This is a genomic window from Burkholderia sp. MS389 (genome assembly GCF_016899425.1).
Taxonomy (GTDB): Bacteria; Pseudomonadota; Gammaproteobacteria; order Burkholderiales; family Burkholderiaceae; genus Burkholderia; species Burkholderia sola.
In genome coordinates, this window is the sequence record NZ_CP045994.1 from 660,104 (window position 1) to 678,274 (window position 18,171).

The 18,171-nt window shown below is 67.9% G+C and carries 18 protein-coding genes; 12 read left to right on the top strand and 6 right to left on the bottom strand.

The window, feature by feature from the left end:
- Window positions 1-40: 40 nt before the first annotated feature.
- The 6 genes from prmA to GJG85_RS03080 all read right to left on the bottom strand — a co-directional run bounded on the left by prmA (window position 41) and on the right by GJG85_RS03080 (window position 4,791).
- Window positions 41-943 (bottom strand): 50S ribosomal protein L11 methyltransferase, encoded by a 903-nt coding sequence (prmA, locus tag GJG85_RS03055; RefSeq protein ID WP_006496752.1) that lies wholly within the window; start codon window positions 941-943, stop codon window positions 41-43.
- 2 nt (window positions 944-945) lie between these two features.
- Entirely contained in the window at window positions 946-2,313 is a 1,368-nt protein-coding gene (gene accC / locus GJG85_RS03060; protein ID WP_050013869.1) for an acetyl-CoA carboxylase biotin carboxylase subunit, read from the bottom strand.
- Window positions 2,314-2,400: 87 nt separating this feature from the next.
- Complete coding sequence (gene accB / locus GJG85_RS03065) at window positions 2,401-2,871, bottom strand: acetyl-CoA carboxylase biotin carboxyl carrier protein (RefSeq protein ID WP_050013868.1); 471 nt, start codon at window positions 2,869-2,871, stop codon at window positions 2,401-2,403.
- Window positions 2,872-2,937: 66 nt separating this feature from the next.
- Entirely contained in the window at window positions 2,938-3,390 is a 453-nt protein-coding gene (gene aroQ, locus GJG85_RS03070; RefSeq protein ID WP_027783493.1) for a type II 3-dehydroquinate dehydratase, read from the bottom strand.
- 194 nt (window positions 3,391-3,584) lie between these two features.
- Entirely contained in the window at window positions 3,585-4,139 is a 555-nt protein-coding gene (locus tag GJG85_RS03075) for a TlpA disulfide reductase family protein (RefSeq protein WP_050013867.1), read from the bottom strand.
- 7 nt (window positions 4,140-4,146) lie between these two features.
- Complete coding sequence (locus tag GJG85_RS03080; protein ID WP_204383656.1) at window positions 4,147-4,791, bottom strand: UDP-N-acetylmuramate--alanine ligase; 645 nt, start codon at window positions 4,789-4,791, stop codon at window positions 4,147-4,149.
- A gap of 246 nt (window positions 4,792-5,037) precedes the next feature.
- Here GJG85_RS03080 and mpl point away from each other — a divergent pair, with 246 nt between their 5' ends.
- From mpl to GJG85_RS03140, 12 genes are all read left to right on the top strand, one after another.
- On the top strand, window positions 5,038-6,423 hold the full coding sequence (gene mpl / locus GJG85_RS03085; protein ID WP_050013865.1) for a UDP-N-acetylmuramate:L-alanyl-gamma-D-glutamyl-meso-diaminopimelate ligase: 1,386 nt from the start codon (window positions 5,038-5,040) through the stop codon (window positions 6,421-6,423).
- Complete coding sequence (locus GJG85_RS03090) at window positions 6,420-6,989, top strand: YqiA/YcfP family alpha/beta fold hydrolase (protein ID WP_050013864.1); 570 nt, start codon at window positions 6,420-6,422, stop codon at window positions 6,987-6,989. Before mpl ends, GJG85_RS03090 begins: the two co-directional genes overlap by 4 nt.
- Before the next feature lie 80 nt (window positions 6,990-7,069).
- Window positions 7,070-9,160 (top strand): RNB domain-containing ribonuclease, encoded by a 2,091-nt coding sequence (locus GJG85_RS03095; RefSeq protein ID WP_050013863.1) that lies wholly within the window; start codon window positions 7,070-7,072, stop codon window positions 9,158-9,160.
- On the top strand, window positions 9,157-10,023 hold the full coding sequence (gene aroE / locus GJG85_RS03100) for a shikimate dehydrogenase (protein WP_050013862.1): 867 nt from the start codon (window positions 9,157-9,159) through the stop codon (window positions 10,021-10,023). Before GJG85_RS03095 ends, aroE begins: the two co-directional genes overlap by 4 nt.
- Window positions 10,024-10,037: 14 nt before the next feature.
- Window positions 10,038-10,775 (top strand): monofunctional biosynthetic peptidoglycan transglycosylase, encoded by a 738-nt coding sequence (gene mtgA, locus GJG85_RS03105; RefSeq protein ID WP_050013861.1) that lies wholly within the window; start codon window positions 10,038-10,040, stop codon window positions 10,773-10,775.
- Window positions 10,776-11,198: 423 nt separating this feature from the next.
- A complete protein-coding gene (locus GJG85_RS03110) occupies window positions 11,199-12,809 on the top strand; it encodes a peptidase S10 (RefSeq protein ID WP_176015577.1) in 1,611 nt (536 codons plus the stop codon).
- Between the two features lie 80 nt (window positions 12,810-12,889).
- Window positions 12,890-13,291 carry an EF-hand domain-containing protein gene (locus GJG85_RS03115; protein ID WP_050013859.1) on the top strand — a complete coding sequence of 134 codons (402 nt, stop codon included), beginning with the start codon at window positions 12,890-12,892 and terminating at the stop codon, window positions 13,289-13,291.
- 350 nt (window positions 13,292-13,641) lie between these two features.
- Window positions 13,642-14,541, top strand: coding sequence for an IclR family transcriptional regulator (locus tag GJG85_RS03120; RefSeq protein ID WP_050013858.1), 900 nt, complete (start codon window positions 13,642-13,644; stop codon window positions 14,539-14,541).
- Window positions 14,538-15,563, top strand: a complete 1,026-nt coding sequence (locus GJG85_RS03125) for a 2-dehydro-3-deoxygalactonokinase (protein WP_204383657.1) — start codon at window positions 14,538-14,540, stop codon at window positions 15,561-15,563. The genes GJG85_RS03120 and GJG85_RS03125 overlap by 4 nt, the downstream gene beginning before the upstream one ends.
- 22 nt (window positions 15,564-15,585) lie before the next feature.
- Window positions 15,586-16,263 (top strand): 2-dehydro-3-deoxy-6-phosphogalactonate aldolase, encoded by a 678-nt coding sequence (locus GJG85_RS03130; RefSeq protein ID WP_050013856.1) that lies wholly within the window; start codon window positions 15,586-15,588, stop codon window positions 16,261-16,263.
- Complete coding sequence (locus GJG85_RS03135) at window positions 16,263-17,042, top strand: SDR family oxidoreductase (protein WP_050013855.1); 780 nt, start codon at window positions 16,263-16,265, stop codon at window positions 17,040-17,042. Before GJG85_RS03130 ends, GJG85_RS03135 begins: the two co-directional genes overlap by 1 nt.
- A gap of 111 nt (window positions 17,043-17,153) precedes the next feature.
- Entirely contained in the window at window positions 17,154-18,149 is a 996-nt protein-coding gene (locus GJG85_RS03140; RefSeq protein WP_050013854.1) for an arabinose ABC transporter substrate-binding protein, read from the top strand.
- The last annotated feature ends 22 nt before the right edge of the window (window positions 18,150-18,171 follow it).

Here is an 18,171-nt window from a genome sequence, read left to right on the forward strand (position 1 = left end):
GCCGGGCGGCCTGCTGGCCAGAGTGAAGGACAGCGCTATTCTAATGGCTTTCGCGGCGCGTTCCGGCAAGGCATACCCAGCCTTCGTGTTCGCGCCAGACCGAAATGTCGACGTAGCGCGCATAAACGGCCGCGACTTCGTCCGCCTGGCGCGCGAGCACGCCCGACAGCGCGATGCGCCCGCCCGGCTTGACCTTCGATGCGAGCATCGACGCCATCAGCTTCAGCGGATTCGACAGGATGTTCGCGACGACGATGTCGAATTCGCCGTCCGGGCACGCATCGGGCAGCCCGTACGTAACTTCCGCCCGGTTGCGTTCGCTGTTCTGGCGCGCCGATTCGACTGCCTGCGGATCGATGTCGATGCCGATCACGGGGTTCGCCCCGCATTTCTTCGCGAGGATCGCGAGAATGCCCGAGCCGCAGCCGTAGTCGAGCACCGACTGACCGGGCTTCACCGACTGCTCGAGCCACTCCATGCACAGACGGGTCGTCGGATGGCTGCCGGTGCCGAATGCGAGGCCGGGGTCGAGCTCGAGGACGAGCGCATCGGGATCGGGCGCGTCGTGCCACGACGGCACGACCCAGATCCGCTCGCCGATCGGAATCGGCTCGAACTGCGACTGCGTGAGCCGCACCCAGTCCTGCTCCTCGACTTCGCGCACGACGAACTGGGGCGTCTCGGCGAGGCCGATCTCGTTCGCGGCCGCCGCGAGCAGCACGGCCGGCTCGTGATCGGCCGACAGCAGCGCGACCACGCGCGAGTGCTGCCACGCGGTGCGATCGGGCACGAGGCCCGGCTCGCCGAAGAGCGGCTGTTCGTCGGGCGTGTCGGCGTCGGCGTCCTCGACGGACACCGACAGCGCGCCGAGATCGAGCAGTGCGTCGGACAGGGCCTCCGCATGCTCGCGGGCCAGTTCGACGACGAGTTCGCGATAACTCATGCTTACGCTTCTTCCGGTGCGACCTGCTGCTTCTGCGCGAGCCGGTTTTCGAGGTAATGGATGCTGGTGCCGCCTTCGACGAACTTCGCGTCGATCATCAGCTCGCGGTGCAGCGGGATGTTGGTCTGGATGCCTTCGACGACCATTTCCGACAGCGCGATGCGCATCCGGCGGATCGCCTGCTCGCGTGTCGCGCCGTAGGTGATCAGCTTGCCGATCATCGAATCATAGTTCGGCGGCACGAAATAGCCATTGTAGGCGTGCGAATCGACGCGCACGCCGGGGCCGCCCGGCGTATGCCACGACGTGATCCGGCCCGGCGAAGGCGTGAACTTGAACGGATCTTCGGCGTTGATCCGGCATTCGATCGCATGTCCGCGGAACTGGATGTCGCGCTGGCGCAGCGTGAGCTTCTCGCCGGCCGCGATGCGGATCTGTTCCTGCACGATGTCGACGCCGGTGATCAGTTCCGATACCGGGTGCTCGACCTGCACGCGCGTGTTCATCTCGATGAAGTAGAACTCGCCGTTTTCGTACAGGAATTCGAACGTGCCCGCGCCGAGGTAGCCCATCTTCTTGCATGCGTCCGCGCAGCGATCGCCGATGCGGTCGATCAGGCGGCGCGGAATGCCGGGCGCCGGCGCTTCCTCGATCACCTTCTGGTGGCGGCGCTGCATCGAGCAGTCGCGCTCGCCGAGCCAGATCGCGTTCTTGTGCGCGTCCGACAGCACCTGGATCTCGATATGGCGCGGGTTCTCGAGAAACTTCTCCATGTACACCTGCGGGTTGCCGAACGCACGGCCGGCTTCCTCGCGGGTCATGTTGACCGCGTTGACGAGCGCGGCTTCGGTGTGCACGACGCGCATCCCGCGCCCGCCGCCGCCACCCGCCGCCTTGATGATGACCGGATAGCCGATCGCGCGCGCAATCTTGACGATCTCCTTCGGATCGTCCGGCAACGCGCCTTCCGAGCCCGGCACGCACGGCACGCCGGTCTTGATCATCGTCTGCTTCGCGGTGACCTTGTCGCCCATCATGCGGATCGTTTCCGGGCGCGGGCCGATGAACGTGAAGCCCGACTGCTCGACGCGCTCCGCGAAATCGGCGTTCTCGGACAGGAAGCCGTAGCCGGGGTGGATCGCCTCGGCGTCGGTGACTTCCGCGGCGCTGATCAGCGCCGGCATGTTCAGGTAGCTCAGGTTCGACGGGGCCGGGCCGATACAGACGGCTTCGTCGGCGAGGCGCACGTACTTGGCTTCCTTGTCGGCTTCCGAGTACACGACCACCGTCTTGACGCCGAGTTCGCGGCACGCGCGCTGGATGCGCAGCGCGATTTCACCGCGGTTGGCAATGAGGATTTTTTCAAACATAGCGAGTATTCGTCTCTTCGAGGGGCGCGCGAACGGCGCCTGGCGAGCATCTCGGCGGCGCGCGGCCGGCAGGGCCGCGCGGCGGGCTTAGCCGATCACGAAAAGCGGCTGGCCGTATTCGACGGCCTGGCCGTTCTCGACGAGGATTTCCTTGATCACGCCGGCCTTGTCCGACTCGATCTCGTTGAGCAGCTTCATCGCTTCGATGATGCAGATCGTCTGGCCTTCCTTGACCGTGTCGCCGGCCTGCACGAACGGGTCGGCGCCCGGCGACGGCGCGCGATAGAACGTGCCGACCATCGGCGACGTCACGACGTGTCCCTGCGGGACGGCCGGTGCGGCGGCTGCGCCGGCGGCCGGCGCCGCGCCGTCGGTCGGCAGCGCGGCCGACGGAGCCGGCGCGCTGACTTGCGGGGCATACCCAGCCGTCGGCTGCACGTAGACCGGCGGCGCGTTCTTGACGATGCGCACCTTGCCTTCGCCTTCCGTCACTTCCAGCTCGGAGATGCCGGATTCGGAAACGAGGTCGATCAGAGTTTTCAGCTTACGAAGATCCATCGGGAATTCCCCTTTCAATACGTGAAAGCGCCGGTGAGGGGCCGGCGCTGAATCTAGATCGCGAAATCAGCCGCGCGACGCGCCTTGCAGCTTGTCCAGCGCGTACTCGAGCGCGTACAGATAACCTTTCCAGCCGAGCCCGCAGATCACGCCTTCGGCCTGGTCGGAAAAGTAGGAGTGGTGCCTGAACGCTTCGCGGCGATGCACGTTCGACAAGTGAACCTCGACGAACGGGATGCCGACACCGGCGATCGCGTCCCGGATCGCAACGCTCGTGTGCGTATACGCGGCCGGATTGATCAGGATGAAATCGGTCTGTTCCTCCCGCGCGGCCTGGATGCGGTCGACCAGCGCGCCTTCATGGTTGCTCTGGAACGACGACAGTTCGGCGCCGGCTTCCCGGGCGCGCGCGGCAAGCGCCTGATCGATCTGCGCGAGCGTGACGCGGCCGTACACCTCCGGTTCCCGGGTGCCGAGAAGGTTCAGGTTGGGGCCGTGCAACACCAGCAATCGTGTCATGGTCGCTTCTATTTCTGCGGAATTGCGCGAACTTTAGCGCTATTTAGAGAAATTTGTCTAGTTTTGCCGAACGGCCAGGCGCGCCGGACCTGCAAGAATTACCGGCGCGGGCGCAAAGTATCCGCGAATTCACGCGAAATTGCCGCGATCGACCTGCAAATCGCCGTCAACGTGCGGGCTGCCGTTCGGACCGATTACAGTGCGTCGAGCGTCTTTTTCAGCTCGGCCGGTTGGATTTGTCCCAATTTTGTCTCGCGAATCTTGCCGGTTTCGTCGATGACGACGGTAAACGGCAGCGCGCCGGCGGTATTTCCGAAATTTCGGGCCAGATCGGCGCCTGCGTAGCCGCTGACGAAGACTGGATAGTCGACCTTCACCTTCTGCAGGAAGTTCTTCACGTTCTGCCCGGAATCGACGCCGATTCCGACGAAACGGATGCCTTTCTGCTTGTACTGATGTGACAGCGCGACGAGCTCGGGCATCTCCTCGACGCACGGGCCGCACCACGACGCCCAGAAATTGACCACAACCTTCTGGCCCTTGAAGGAAGCGAGCGACGCCGGATTGCCATCGACGCCGGTCAGCGACGACGCCCACAGCTGGTCGACCGGATTGCCGTGGGCGACCGGCGCGGCGACGGCGACACCGTCGTCGGCGCTGCCGCCGCGGAACCAGTGGCCGGCGGCGAGCCCGCCGGCGATGGCGGCGGCCGCGACCACCGCGAGCGCCAACATGCGTTTCATCATCATCGTTGAGTCAATCCGGTTCGGAAGGAGCCTGGCCTGCGTCGACGAGCGCGCGCAGCGCCGCGGCGTCCGCGCGGGCGACGCGGCCGCGCGCGTCGGCCTTCACCGCGCCGCGCAGGTCGTCGCTCGCATACAGCGCAAGATGGATGCCGATCGCATCCACGTCGCGCCGCGGGCGCCACAGGAAACTGAGCGTCTCGACGTCGCCGCGGCCCGCGAAATGCCGCGTCTCGGACACGTCGTACTGGACGTTCTGGTTCAGCAGGTAGATCGCGACGTCCTTCGGGTTGTCGGTGAAGGTCTGCAAATGGATATCCGAATGCGCGTTCGCGGTGCCGTTCAGCACGGCGCCCGTCACATAAGGATGGAACTCGGCGAGCCGGCCCATCCAGTCGAGCGCGATTTCGCGCAGGCGGCGCAGTTCGTCCGGCTGCGTGTCGCTCTGGAACAGCGCGAGGTACTCGCGCAGTTCTTCCTCGATCTGGTCGTTATCCGGCAGCCATTCTCCGGCAACGCGCGAATCGCCCAGTAACTGGCGCGCGGCCTTGCGCTTCGCGCCGGCATAGTCCTGGCCGTCCTCCGCGATCAGGCGGGCGGCGGACTGGGCGATTTCCTCGCGGACGCGCCGCGGGTCGACAAGAGGTTTGCGAGACATGATCCGGCAATCATACTCGATCGCCACGGCGCCCGAGCGCGGGTGCGGCGGCCCGCCGTCCGAGGGCGCCGGCGCCGCTCGCGCGCATCGTTCGGGCCGCCGGGCATCGCAGGCCGTCAGTTACAATACTGCTCTTTGTGTCGCGGCCAGGTCGTTGGCCGGGCGCCGGCCGCACGGCCTCGCCGGCGCGCCGCACACGCATCCTTTCAGAATCGACGGCGCCCGGCGGCGCGAAAGCATTCCTCTATGCACATCCACATTCTTGGCATCTGCGGCACCTTCATGGGCGGTCTCGCCGTACTCGCACGCGAGGCGGGCCACACGGTGACGGGTTGCGACGCGGGCGTCTATCCGCCGATGAGCACGCAGCTCGAGGCGCAGGGCATCACGCTGATCGAGGGCTACGGCGCCGAGCAGATCGACCTGAAACCGGACCTGTTCGTGATCGGCAACGTCGTCACGCGCGGCAATCCGCTGATGGAGGCAATCCTCGATCGCGGCCTGCCTTACGTGTCGGGTCCGCAGTGGCTCGGCGAGCACGTGCTCGCCGGCAAGTGGGTGCTCGCGGTCGCGGGCACGCACGGCAAGACGACCACGTCGTCGATGCTCGCATGGCTGCTGGAAGATGCCGGCCTGAACCCGGGCTTCCTGATCGGCGGCGTGCCGCTGAACTTCGGCGTGTCCGCGCGGCTCACCGATTCGAGCTTCTTCGTGATCGAAGCCGACGAGTACGACACGGCATTCTTCGACAAGCGCTCGAAGTTCGTGCACTACCGGCCGCGCACCGCGGTACTGAACAACCTCGAATTCGATCACGCCGACATCTTCCCCGATCTCGCCGCGATCGAGACGCAATTCCACCATCTCGTGCGCACCGTGCCGGGCGTCGGGCGGATCGTCACGAACGGCCGCTCGGATGCGCTCGAGCGCGTGCTCGCGCGCGGCTGCTGGAGCGAGGTCGAGCGTTTCGGCGTCGACGGCGGCTGGCAGGCGCTGCCGGCCGAGGACGGCGTGCCGGTCGACGAACGCTTCGCGGTGTATCGCCAAGCCGAGCGCGTCGGCGAAGTCGCGTGGCAGGTGCAGGGCGACCACAACCGGATGAACGCGCTCGCGGCGATCGCCGCCGCGCGCCACGTCGGCGTGCCGCCGGCGCAGGCTGCGGTTTCCCTCGCGTCGTTCCGCAACGTGAAGCGCCGCATGGAAGTGCGCGGCAGCGTGGACGGCGTGACCGTCTACGACGATTTCGCGCACCATCCGACCGCGATCGACACCACGATCGCCGGTCTTCGTGCGCGCATCGGCCGCCAGAATGCCCGCATCCTCGCCGTGCTCGAGCCGCGCTCGAACACGATGAAGCTCGGCGTGATGAAGTCGCAACTGCCGGCGAGCCTGGCCGATGCCGATCTCGTGTTCGGCTACGGCGCGCCGACCGGGCGCGATGCGCTCGGCTGGAATCTCGCCGAGGCGCTCGCGCCGCTCGGCGAGCGCGCGCGCGCATTCGACGATCTGCATCTGCTGGTGAAGGCGGTGGTCGAGGCCGCGCGTCCGGGCGACCACGTGCTCGTGATGAGCAACGGCGGCTTCGGCGGCGTGCACCAGAAGCTGCTCGACGCGCTCGGGAGCCGCCCGTGATCCTGTACCTGCACGGCTTCCGGTCGTCGCCGGAATCGCAGAAGTCGCGGCTGCTCGCCGCGCGGATGGCCGAACTCGGCCGCGCCGACGAGTGGCGGTGCCCGTCGCTGTCGGTGTCGCCGCTGGAGGCGATCGCGGTGGCGGAAGCCGAGGTCGCGGGCGCGCGCGACGTGACCGTGATCGGCAGCTCGCTCGGCGGGTATTACGCGACGTGGCTCGCCGAAAAGCATGGCTGGAAAGCCGTGCTGCTGAATCCGGCGATCGTGCCGCAGCGGGATCTGGAACAACATCTGGGCGAGCAGCCGCTGTGGCACGGCGGCGGCACGATCGTCGTCGAGCGCCGCCACCTGCACGAACTCGACGCGCTGCGCGTGCCGGCGATCACGCGCGCCGACCGCTACTATCTGTTCGCGGCGACCGGCGACGAAGTGCTCGATTACCGCGAGATGCTCGCCCATTACCCGGGCGCGAAAACCCGCGTGATCGACGGCAGCGACCACGGAATCAGCGAATTTGCCGACTATGTCGACGACGTTCTCGCGTTTTGCGACGGAAAGACGTCATAAACCGGCCACGTGCCAATCGAATTCCCATCATCATGCGGCGCCGCCGACGCGGCGCCCGGCAGTCTGAACGAGAGTACTGAGTGAACGTTTTCTTCGAGGAATCGGGCAGTTTCAAGGCGGGCAGCGTGCTGTCGCGCCAGGGCGACGCATTTCAGGTCGAGTTGCCCGGCGGGCGGCGCGCGAAGGTGCGCGCGAAAGACGTGCTGATCGAATTCGACAAGCCGGCTGCAGGCGAACTGATGCAGGAGGCCGACACGGCCGCGCAGCAGATCGATCTGGACTTCCTGTGGGAATGCGCGCCGGCCGACGAGTTCGCGTATACGGCGCTCGCCGCCGAATACTTCGGCGCGACGTACGGCCCGGTCGAGCGCGCGGCGCTGGTGCTGCGGCTGCACGGCTCGCCCGTCTATTTCCGCCGCAAGGGGCGCGGCCAGTACCAGCGCGCGCCGGAAGAGCAGCTCAAGATGGCGCTCGCGTCGCTCGAGCGCAAGCGCCAGCAGGCGCTCGTGCAGGCGCAGTATGAAGAAGAGCTGAAGGCGGGCAAGCTGCCGGAAGCGTTCGCGGGCAAGGTGCTCGGGCTGCTGACGCGGCCGGACAAGAATTCGATCGAATACAAGGCGATGGAAGCGGCGGCCGGCGCGCGCGGCGTGTCGCCGGCGCGGCTGATGCTCGACTGCGGCGGCATCGAGTCGCCGCGTGCGCTGCACGAAGCGCGCTTCCTCGCGGAATTTTTCCCGCACGGCACCGGCTTTCCGCCCGTCACGGTCGGCCCGCTGCCGGACGACCTGCCGCGCGCGAACGTCGAGGCGTTCTCGATCGACGACATCACGACGACCGAAATCGACGACGCTTTCTCGGTCGAGCACCTGGCCGACGGCCGGGTGCGGATCGGCGTGCACATCGCGGCGCCGGCGCTCGGCATCGTGCGCGGCGATCCGGTCGACGCGATCGCGCGCGCGCGCCTGTCGACCGTCTACATGCCGGGCGACAAGATCACGATGCTGCCGGACGACGTCGTCGACGTGTTCACGCTGAAAGAGGGCGATTACCGGCCGGCGCTGTCGCTGTACATCATCGTGAACCGCGACACGCAGGACATCGTCGCGAACGAGACCCGCGCCGAGCTCGTGTTCGTGAAGAACAACCTGCGCCACAACACGCTCGACGAGCTCGTCAACGAAGAGACGCTCGCGGCCGGCACCGGCGACTACCCGCACAAGGACGACATCGCCGTGCTGTGGCCGCTCGCGCAGGCGCTGTTCGAGAAGCGCCAGGTCGCGCGCGCGGGCTACGGCCTGAAGCGCGAAGTGCAGCGCAACACCGACTACAACTTCTACGTCGAAGGCGAGCACGTGACGATCACGCCGCGCCGCCGCGGCTCGCCGCTCGACCTGATCGTGTCGGAGCTCGCGATCCTCGCGAACTCGACCTGGGGCGCGTTCCTGCACGATCACACGGTGCCCGGCATCTACCGGTCCCAGCGCGGCTTCGGCGCGCCGGGCCCGAAGCGCACGCGGATGCAGACGACGGCCGCGCCGCACGAAGGCCTCGGCGTCGCGCAGTACGCGTGGAGCACGTCGCCGCTGCGCCGCTACGTCGACCTCGTGAACCAGTGGCAACTGCTCGCGTGCGTGCAGCACGGCGTCACCGCGAAGCTCGCCGCGCCGTTCAAGCCGAAGGACGCCGATCTCTACGCGGTCGTGCAGGGCTTCGACGATACGTACACGGCCTACGCCGACTACCAGCGCCGGATGGAGTACTTCTGGTGCCTGCGCTGGCTCAAGCAGGAGCAGAAGAAGCAGGTCGTCGCGAGCGTCGTCAAGGGCGATCTCGTGCGCCTCGAGGAAATCCCGCTGCTGCTGCACGTGCCGGGACTCGGCGTGCATGCGCGCGGCACGCGCGTGCTGCTCGACGTGATGTCGCTCGACGAACTGACGATCGAGGCGTCGGTGCGTCTGCTGAACGTGCTCGACGCGCCGACCGTGACGAGCGGCGATACGGCCGAGGCCGACGAAGAGGATGATGCCGAAGGCGGCGACGACACGCTGGTCGACGCGGAAGACGCGTCGGCGCAAACCGAGGCCGAAGCGCTGGCCGAATCGGGCGACGCGGCGGCACAGGGCGGCGAAGCCGCGAGCGGCAACGACGGCGAAGAGGGACGCGCATCATGAACGCAGTTGCGTCGACGAGCGGCACGGACCGCTATGTCGTGTTCGGCAACCCGGTGGCGCACAGCAAGTCGCCGTTCATCCACGCGCAGTTCGCCGCCCAGACCGGCGAGCCGATCGAGTACGCGCACCGGCTCGCGCCGGTCGACGGATTCGAGGCCGCCGTGCGCGCGTTCGTCGCCGAAGGCGGTCGCGGCGCGAACGTGACGGTGCCGTTCAAGCTCGACGCGCATGCGCTCGCCGACACGCTGTCGCCGCGTGCGGCGGCGGCAGGCGCGGTGAACACGCTGCGCATCGACGCCGACGGCCGCCTTTACGGCGACAACACCGACGGCGTGGGCCTCGTGCGCGACATCGAAGCGAATCTCGGCGTGTCGCTCGCGGGTGCGCGCATCCTGCTGCTCGGCGCGGGCGGCGCCGCGCGCGGCGTCGTGCTGCCGCTGCTCGACCGCGCGCCGCTGTCGATCGGAATCGTCAATCGCACCGCGAGCAAGGCCGAGGCGCTCGTCGGCCAGTTCATGCAGGCCGCGCACGATGCGGGCTGCATGCTCGCGGGCGGCGGGCCCGGCGTCGTGCGGGCCGAGCCGTACGACGTGGTGATCAATGCGACGGCCGGCAGCCTCGATGCCGCGCTGCCGGAATGCGACGCGGCCGCGTTCGGCGCCGGCACGCTCGCGTACGACATGATGTACGGCGCGCAGCCGACCGTGTTCATGCAGCACGCGGCGTCGCTCGGCGCGCGCACGGCCGACGGGCTCGGGATGCTGGTCGAGCAGGCGGCCGAATCGTTCTTCATCTGGCGCGGCGTGCGGCCGGACGGCGCACCGGTGCTGGCCGCGCTGCGCCAGGCGCTCGCGGCGAGCTGAACGGAGCGCGGCACGTGGCGGCGGTGAGCGGCACGCAGCGCACGCGGACGGTGAGCATCGCGCGCTGGATCGTCTATGCGGGATCGGTGTTCGCGCTCGCGTGGCTCGCGACGCAGCTGTTCTATCTCGCGCAGATCGCGCTGTGGTCGTTCGTGAATCCCGGCTCGACCGCGTTCATGCGCACCGACGCGTGGTGGCTGTCGCGCGACACGCCGCCCGCGCAGATCCGGCACCAGTGGGTGCCGTACGACCAGATCTCGCGCAACCTGAAGCGCGCGCTGATCGCGTCCGAAGATTCGACCTTCGCGACCAACAACGGCTACGACGTCGACGCGATCCTGCAGGCGTGGGAGAAGAACAAGGCGCGCGGCAGGATCGTCGCGGGCGGCTCGACGATCACGCAGCAGCTCGCACGCAACCTGTTCCTGTCGCGCGAGAAAAGCTACATCCGCAAGGGGCAGGAGCTGATCATCACGTGGATGCTCGAAACGGTGCTCGACAAGGAGCGCATTTTCGAGATCTACCTGAATTCGGTCGAATGGGGGCGCGGCGTGTACGGCGCGGAAGCGGCCGCCCATTATTACTACAAGATTCCCGCGAGCCGGCTCGGCGCGTGGCAGTCGGCGCGTCTCGCGGTGATGCTGCCGAAGCCGCGCTGGTTCGATGCGCATCGCGGCTCGGCCTACCAGGCGCAGCGTGCGGCGATCATCGCACGCCGGATGGGCGCGGCCGAGCTGCCGCAATCCGAGTAAGCGGCGCGCCCGCGTCGCTGCGTTGTCCGTTCTACCGTTCGCGCAGGATTGCTGCGTTGCAGCGCATTCGTGTCATCACCCTTTCGGGCCGCATCCTTTAGACGAATTCGTCTATTTCGCTTTGGCGAGCAATATCGGCGAGTGCATGTTTTTGTTGAGCGTCATCGCACGAAACGGGTGCTTTTTTAGTCGTTACCAGTAAACGCGAAAGTCGATGAAAGCGACGTGAAATGCAACGTTTCGCGAATCGAAGCATTCCTGAAAGGTGTGCGCTGCACTGCTTGCGCGCCGAATATTTCCAAATTTTTCAAAGCCGGCGGGCTCGCGTATATTGGCCGGCGCCTCGGCTCATCGGCCGCAATCGAGGCGGGGGGCGGCTTATCCGGCTGCTCGACAAAAAAACATGCGAGAAGGGACGCAACGATGCCAGCGAGCAAAGCGAAGCTGTTGTTGGGAGTGGTGTGTTCTTCGCTGATACTGACGGCCTGCAATGACGACGTGACGTCGTCGTCTGCAGCGAGCGCCGCCAATTCAGCCGACCCTGCCGGTCAGGTCGACCGCGCGTACAACGATCCAAACAGTTATTCGTCGAGCGCGAACGCGTCGCTCGATGCCTCCACCGCGGTCGAAAAGGCCGCCGTCACGCACCATCAGATCACGCTGAACGGCAAGACGATCCGGTACACGGCCACGGCCGGCCACCTCGTCGCACGCAATCCGCAGACGGGCGCGCCCGAGGCCTCGTTCTTCTACGTCGCGTACACGGCCGACAACCAGCCCGCGGCGAAGCGGCCCGTCACGTTCCTGTACAACGGCGGCCCCGGCTCGGCGTCGGTGTGGCTGCACCTCGGCTCGTTCGGCCCGCGCCGGATCCAGACCGGCGACCCGAACGCGAACGCGTCGACGTTCCCGTTCGTCGACAACCAGGAAACCCTGCTCGACACGACCGACCTCGTGTTCGTCGATGCGATCGGCACCGGCTTCTCGGAAGCGGTCGCGCCGAACACGAACCAGACGTTCTGGGGCGTCGACCAGGACGCCGGCGCGTTCCGCGATTTCGTGACGCGCTACCTGAGCGTGAACCAGCGCAACGATTCGCCGAAATACCTGTTCGGCGAATCGTACGGGACGCCGCGCACCGACGTGCTCGCGAACCTGCTCGAGACGGCCGGCGTGAAGCTCGACGGCATCGTGCTGCAGTCGTCGATCCTGAACTACAACACGAACTGCGACATGGCGAGCGACTATGTCGGCAACTCGAACAACGGCGCGAGCCCGGTGAGTTGCGCGGGCTTCGTGCCGTCGTATGGCACGGTCGGCGCGTATTACCAGCTCGACAACCCGAACCCGTCGAACCTGCCGCAGTATGCGGACCAGATGCGGCTGCTGACGGCCGGCAGCTACGCGCCCGCCGTGAACGCGTACCTCGCGAGCCATACGCCGCCGCCGCCGAATCTCGTCACGACGATGGCGAATTCGACCGGCGTGAAGCAGGCGTTGTGGAATGCGGACTTCAACGTGGTCCCGACCTTCTTCGACAACAGCTTCCAGCTGTCGCTGGTGCCGGGCACGCTGATCGGCCGCTACGACGCACGCGTGAACGTGCCCGTGTCGAGCCCGCTCGCGGCCGACGGCGATCCGTCCAGCTCGTTCATCACGAAGCCGTTCACCGACACGATCGGCAGCTACCTGCCGAACGAGCTGAAGTACACCGCGCAGTCGGCCTACTCGGTGAGCAGCAATGCGATCAACACGTGGGACTGGACGCACGACGGCCTCGCGATGCCCGACACGATCCCCGATCTGGCCGCGGCGCTGACGCTGAACCCGGCGCTGAAGGTGCTGTCGCTGAACGGCTATCACGACATCGCGACGCCGTTCTACCAGACCGAGCTCGACCTCGCGCGGCTCGGCACGCAACCGAACCTGACGATCAAGGACTATCAGGGCGGGCACATGGTCTATCTCGACGATACGTCGCGTCCGCAGGAGAAAGCCGACCTCGTGACCTTCTACAACGTGGCCGCGCACTGATTGCGCCACGCCGGCGACGGGCGCCCTCGGCGGCGCCGCTCGCCGGCAGTCGACGACCTCATTCCAGACTGGAGCCTGACATGAAGAATCGTTTCATCGTCGTTGCCGCGGCGCTCGCATGCGTCGGCGCCGCCGCATCCGTTTCCGCGTTCGCGCAGGCGAGCGACGCCGCTGCCGCACCGGCGCGTGCGCGCCAGGCGCAGCTCGGCGATCCGTACGTGCCGCCGGCCGCGCGCCACGCGACCGCCGGCACGCAGACCACCGGCGCCGCGCTGCATGCGCAGGTGGTGCGCAAGCTCGCGCGGCAGTTCAGCGCGGCCGACACGCAGAACACGGGTTCGATCACCGAGTCGCAGGCGCGCGCGGCCGGCCTCGGCTATGTCGCGAACCACTTCCGGCAGATCGACGCGGGCGGCAGCGGCCGTGTGTCGTTCGCCGACGTCCAGCGCTACATGCAGGCGCGCAGCACGAGCCAGCAGTAAGCGCGGTACGGCATGAACAAACGGGGGCGGAACCTGCGACACGGCAGGTCCCGCCCCCGTATGCATGGCGCGGCCGGCGCAGCGAGCCCGCTGCCTATCCCGCCTGAATTCTCATTATCTGGACAACGCACTCAAATATTGGAGACGAGTGCGTGCGCTCCTACAATCCGAAGCACATCGACAGCTTCGGACCCACGCATCGCGCGGCGCCCGTCGCACACGGAGACACCTTCCATGAAGTTCGCCGGGCGCTTTACTCGGTGCATCGACCGCCGCCACGCCGCCGCACCGGACGCAGTTCCGGCGCCGCGCGAGCGGCTTCACCGATTCCGTTGAAGACGCCCCGTTCCATGACCAAGATGCCAGACTCTCTTGCCCTCGACGCCCGGCGTGCGATGCCGGCCGAACCGTCGCTGACCGACAGCATCGGCGCGACCAGCACGCCGCTCGACCTCGCCGCGCAGCAGGCCGGCACGCAGACGCTGCTGCGCGGCCTCGCGATCCTCGAGGCGATCGCGAACGGTGCGCGCGACATGCGCGCGATCGGCGCCGCGCTCGGCACGACGCGCAGCACGACGCACCGTCTCGTCAGCAGCCTCGTGCAGGCGCGCTATCTGCGCCAGGTGCAGGGCGGCTACCTGCTCGGCCCGAAGCTGATCGAGCTCGGCACGATCGCGCTCGAGCAGATGCCGCTGACCGCGGTGGCGCGCCCGCATCTGGAAGCACTCGCGGAAGCGACGCTCGACACGATCCATCTCGGCGTGCGCGACGGCGACGACGTGCTGTACATCGACAAGATTCCCGGCACGCGCGGCCTTGAGATGCGCTCGCGCGTCGGCCACCGGATGCCGCTCGCGTCGACCGGCATCGGCAAGGCGATGATGCTCGACCTCGATCCGGATCTGTGGCGCTCGCTGTTCGAAGCCGCGCGGCGCGCGCTGGCCGGCGTCAACTTCAAGCCCGACAACCGGCCCGAGACGAGCGCGTTCCTGCAGCGCATGGCCCATTACGCGGCCGGCGGCTATACGTTCGATCTCGAGGAAAACGAGGCGTCGATCCGCTGCGTGGCCGCGCCGATCCGCGACGCATCGGGTGCGATCGTCGCGGCGGTGTCGGTCGCGAGCACGATTCCGTACATGCCGCACGACCGCATGGACGAACTGATTCCGCTCGTGCAGCGCGAAGCGCGAGCCATTTCCGCGGAGCTGGGCTGGAGCCCGCCGCAGGGTACCCGCAGGATCAAACGATGACGACTTCGACCCGGCCCGTTCCGGATGCCAGTTCCGCCTCCCCGTCGCTGATCGCGCTCGACTGGGGCACCACGTCGCTGCGCGCGTATCTGTACGACGCGCACGGCGTGCCGATCGACACGCGCAGCCGGGCGGCCGGCGTGATGCACGTGCCGGGCGGCGGCGCGCGTGCGTTCGACGCGGTGTTCGAGGAAGCGTGCGGCGACTGGCTCGACCGCACGCCCGGCCTGCCGGTGCTCGCCGCCGGGATGGTCGGCAGCGCGCAGGGCTGGCGCGAAGCGCCGTACGTCGCGGTGCCGGCCGGCGCCGACGCGCTCGTCGCAGGTCTCATCACCGTGACGACGGCGCGCGGCACGACGGTTTCGATCGTGCCGGGCGTGATCGCGACGGGCGAATTGCCCGACGTGATGCGCGGCGAAGAAACGCAGATCGTCGGCGCGCTTGCGAGCGATCCCACGCTTGGCGCTGATCGTTCAGGGGTACTGATCGGCCTGCCGGGCACGCATGCGAAATGGGCGTGGGTGAAGGACGGCCTGATCGAACGCTTCCAGACCTTCATGACCGGCGAGCTGTTCGCGGTATTGCGCGACCACACGATCCTCGGCCGCACGATGCGCGCGGGCGAATCACCCGATCGCGCGGCGTTCTTGCGCGGCGTAGCAGTCGCCCGCGGCGCGCAGCGCACGGGCCTGCTCGCGACGATTTTCAGCACGCGCACGCTGGGGCTGACCGACCGGCTCGCCCCCGATGCGCAGGGCGACTATCTGTCCGGCTTGCTGATCGGCCATGAGCTGAACGCGCTCGACGCGATGCTCGCGGAGCGCGGCATCGCGCTCGCGGACCAGCCGCTGCTGCTGATCGGCGACGACGCTTTGTGTTCGCGCTACGTCGATGCGCTCTGGGTATTCGGCCATATGCATGCGCGTGTCGCCCCGCATGCGACCGAGCGCGGCCTGTGGCGGATCGCGTCGCGCGCCGGGCTCGTGCGCGCGGACGGCGAGCCCGTCTGTGCCGACCAGTGAACTGCTTGAAGAGGAATTGCCGATGCCGTCCGACCTGACCTTGCCCGCACCGTACATGCCCCACGCCGCATTGATGCGTGCGTTCGACGCGTGTCCGCTGATCGCGATCATGCGCGGCATCACGCCTGCCGAAGCGGCCGACCATGGCCGTGCGCTGTACGAAGCCGGCTTCCGGATCGTCGAGGTGCCGCTCAACTCGCCGGAGCCGTTCGACAGCATCGCGGCGCTGCGGCGTGCGCTGCCCGACGACATGATCGTCGGCGCGGGCACCGTGCTGCGCGCCGAGTACGTCGACCGCGTGCAGGACGCGGGCGGCGCGCTGATCGTGATGCCGCACAGCGACGCGGCCGTGATCCGCCGCGCGCGCGAGCGCGGGCTCGCGAGCGCGCCGGGCGTCGCGACGCCGACCGAAGCGTTCGCGGCGCTGACGAATGGCGCCGACGTGCTGAAGATGTTCCCGGCCGAGCAGCTCGGCGTGACGGTCGTGAAGGCCTGGCGCGCGGTGATCGACCGCGCGGTGCCGCTGATTCCGGTCGGCGGGATCGCGCCGGACAACATGCAGCCGTTCCTCGACGCCGGCGCGAACGGCTTCGGGCTCGGCTCGGCGCTGTACCGTCCCGGCCAGTCGGCGGATGCGACCGCGGCGAATGCGCGCGCGTTCCAGGCCGGCTTGCGCATCGCGCGCGGCGGAGCCGCATGATGGGCCGCCTCGCGGGCAAGGTCGCGATGGTGACGGGTGCGGGCCGTGGCATCGGCGCCGCGATCGCGCGTGCGTTCGTGCGCGAAGGCGCGGCCGTCGCGCTCGTCGATCTCGACTTCCCGCAGGCGCAGCACACGGCCGCCGCGATCGCACGCGAATGCGACGGCGCGCGCGTGCTGCCGCTGCAGGCGGACGTCGCGCGGCAGCAGGCGGTGCGCGACGCGCTCGCGCAGACGGAAGCGGCGTTCGGCCCGCTCGACGTGCTCGTGAACAACGCGGGCATCAACGTGTTCGCCGATCCGCTGACGATGACCGACGACGATTGGCGCCGCTGCTTCGCGGTCGATCTCGACGGCGTGTGGCACGGCTGCCGCGCGGCGCTGGAGGGCATGGTCGAGCGCGGTCGCGGCAGCATCGTGAACATCGCGTCGACGCATGCATTCAGGATCATCCCGGGCTGCTTTCCGTACCCGGTCGCGAAGCACGGCGTGCTCGGCTTGACGCGTGCGCTCGGCATCGAATACGCGGCGCGCAACGTACGCGTGAACGCGATCGCGCCGGGCTACATCGAGACGCAACTGACGCGCGACTGGTGGGACGCGCAACCCGATCCGGCCGCCGCGCGCGCCGAGACGCTCGCGCTGCAGCCGATGAAGCGCATCGGAAAACCGGAGGAGGTCGCGATGACGGCCGTGTTCCTCGCGTCCGACGAGGCGCCGTTCATCAATGCCGCGTGCATCACCGTCGATGGCGGGCGCGCGGCGCTGTATCACGACTGACACGATTGACGCAACGATTCGAAAGACCGCACGTGCGACGGCCGCGCGCACGCTGCGTCGAAACCAACAAGCGGCTGCATCCTGTTCGATGAAAACAAGGAGACACTGGAGATGAAACGCAGAACGTTCGTAACGCTGGCCGCCGCGGCCGCGGTGGTGATGGGCAGCCCGGTCGCGCACGCGGCCGACCCGGTCAAGATCGGCTTCCTGGTGAAGCAGCCGGAAGAGCCGTGGTTCCAGGACGAGTGGAAATTCGCCGAGATCGCCGCGAAGCAGAAGGGCTTCACGCTCGTGAAGATCGGCGCGCCGTCCGGCGAGAAGGTGATGAGCGCGATCGACAACCTGTCCGCGCAGAAGGCGCAGGGCTTCATCATCTGCACGCCCGACGTGAAACTCGGGCCGGGCATCGTCGCGAAGGCGAAGTCGCACAACCTGAAGATGATGACGGTCGACGACCGCCTCGTCGACGGCGCGGGCAAGCCGATCGACGCGGTGCCGCACATGGGAATTTCCGCGTACAACATCGGCAAGCAGGTCGGCGACGGCATCGCGGCCGAGATCAAGAAGCGCGGCTGGGACATGAAGGACGTCGGCGCGATCGACATCACCTACGAGCAGCTGCCGACCGCGCACGACCGCACGAGCGGCGCGACCGACGCGCTGGTCGCCGCCGGCTTCCCGAAGGCGAACGTGATCGCGGCGCCGCAGGCGAAGACCGACACCGAGAACGCGTTCAACGCGGCGAACATCGCGCTGACCAAGAACCCGCAGTTCAAGCACTGGGTCGCGTACGGCCTGAACGACGAGGCCGTGCTCGGCGCGGTGCGCGCGGCCGAAGGGCGCGGCTTCAAGGCCGACAACATGATCGGCATCGGTATCGGCGGTTCCGATTCGGCGTTGAACGAGTTCAAGAAGCCGCAGCCGACGGGCTTCTACGGCACCGTGATCATCAGCCCGAAGCGCCACGGCGAGGAAACCTCGGACCTGATGTACACGTGGATCACGCAGGGCAAGGCGCCGCCGCCGTTGACGCTGACGACGGGCATGCTCGCGACGCGCGACAACGTGTCGAAGGTGCGCGAGGAGATGGGGCTCGCGTCGAAGTAAGCGGCCCGCCGGCTGCCGCGGC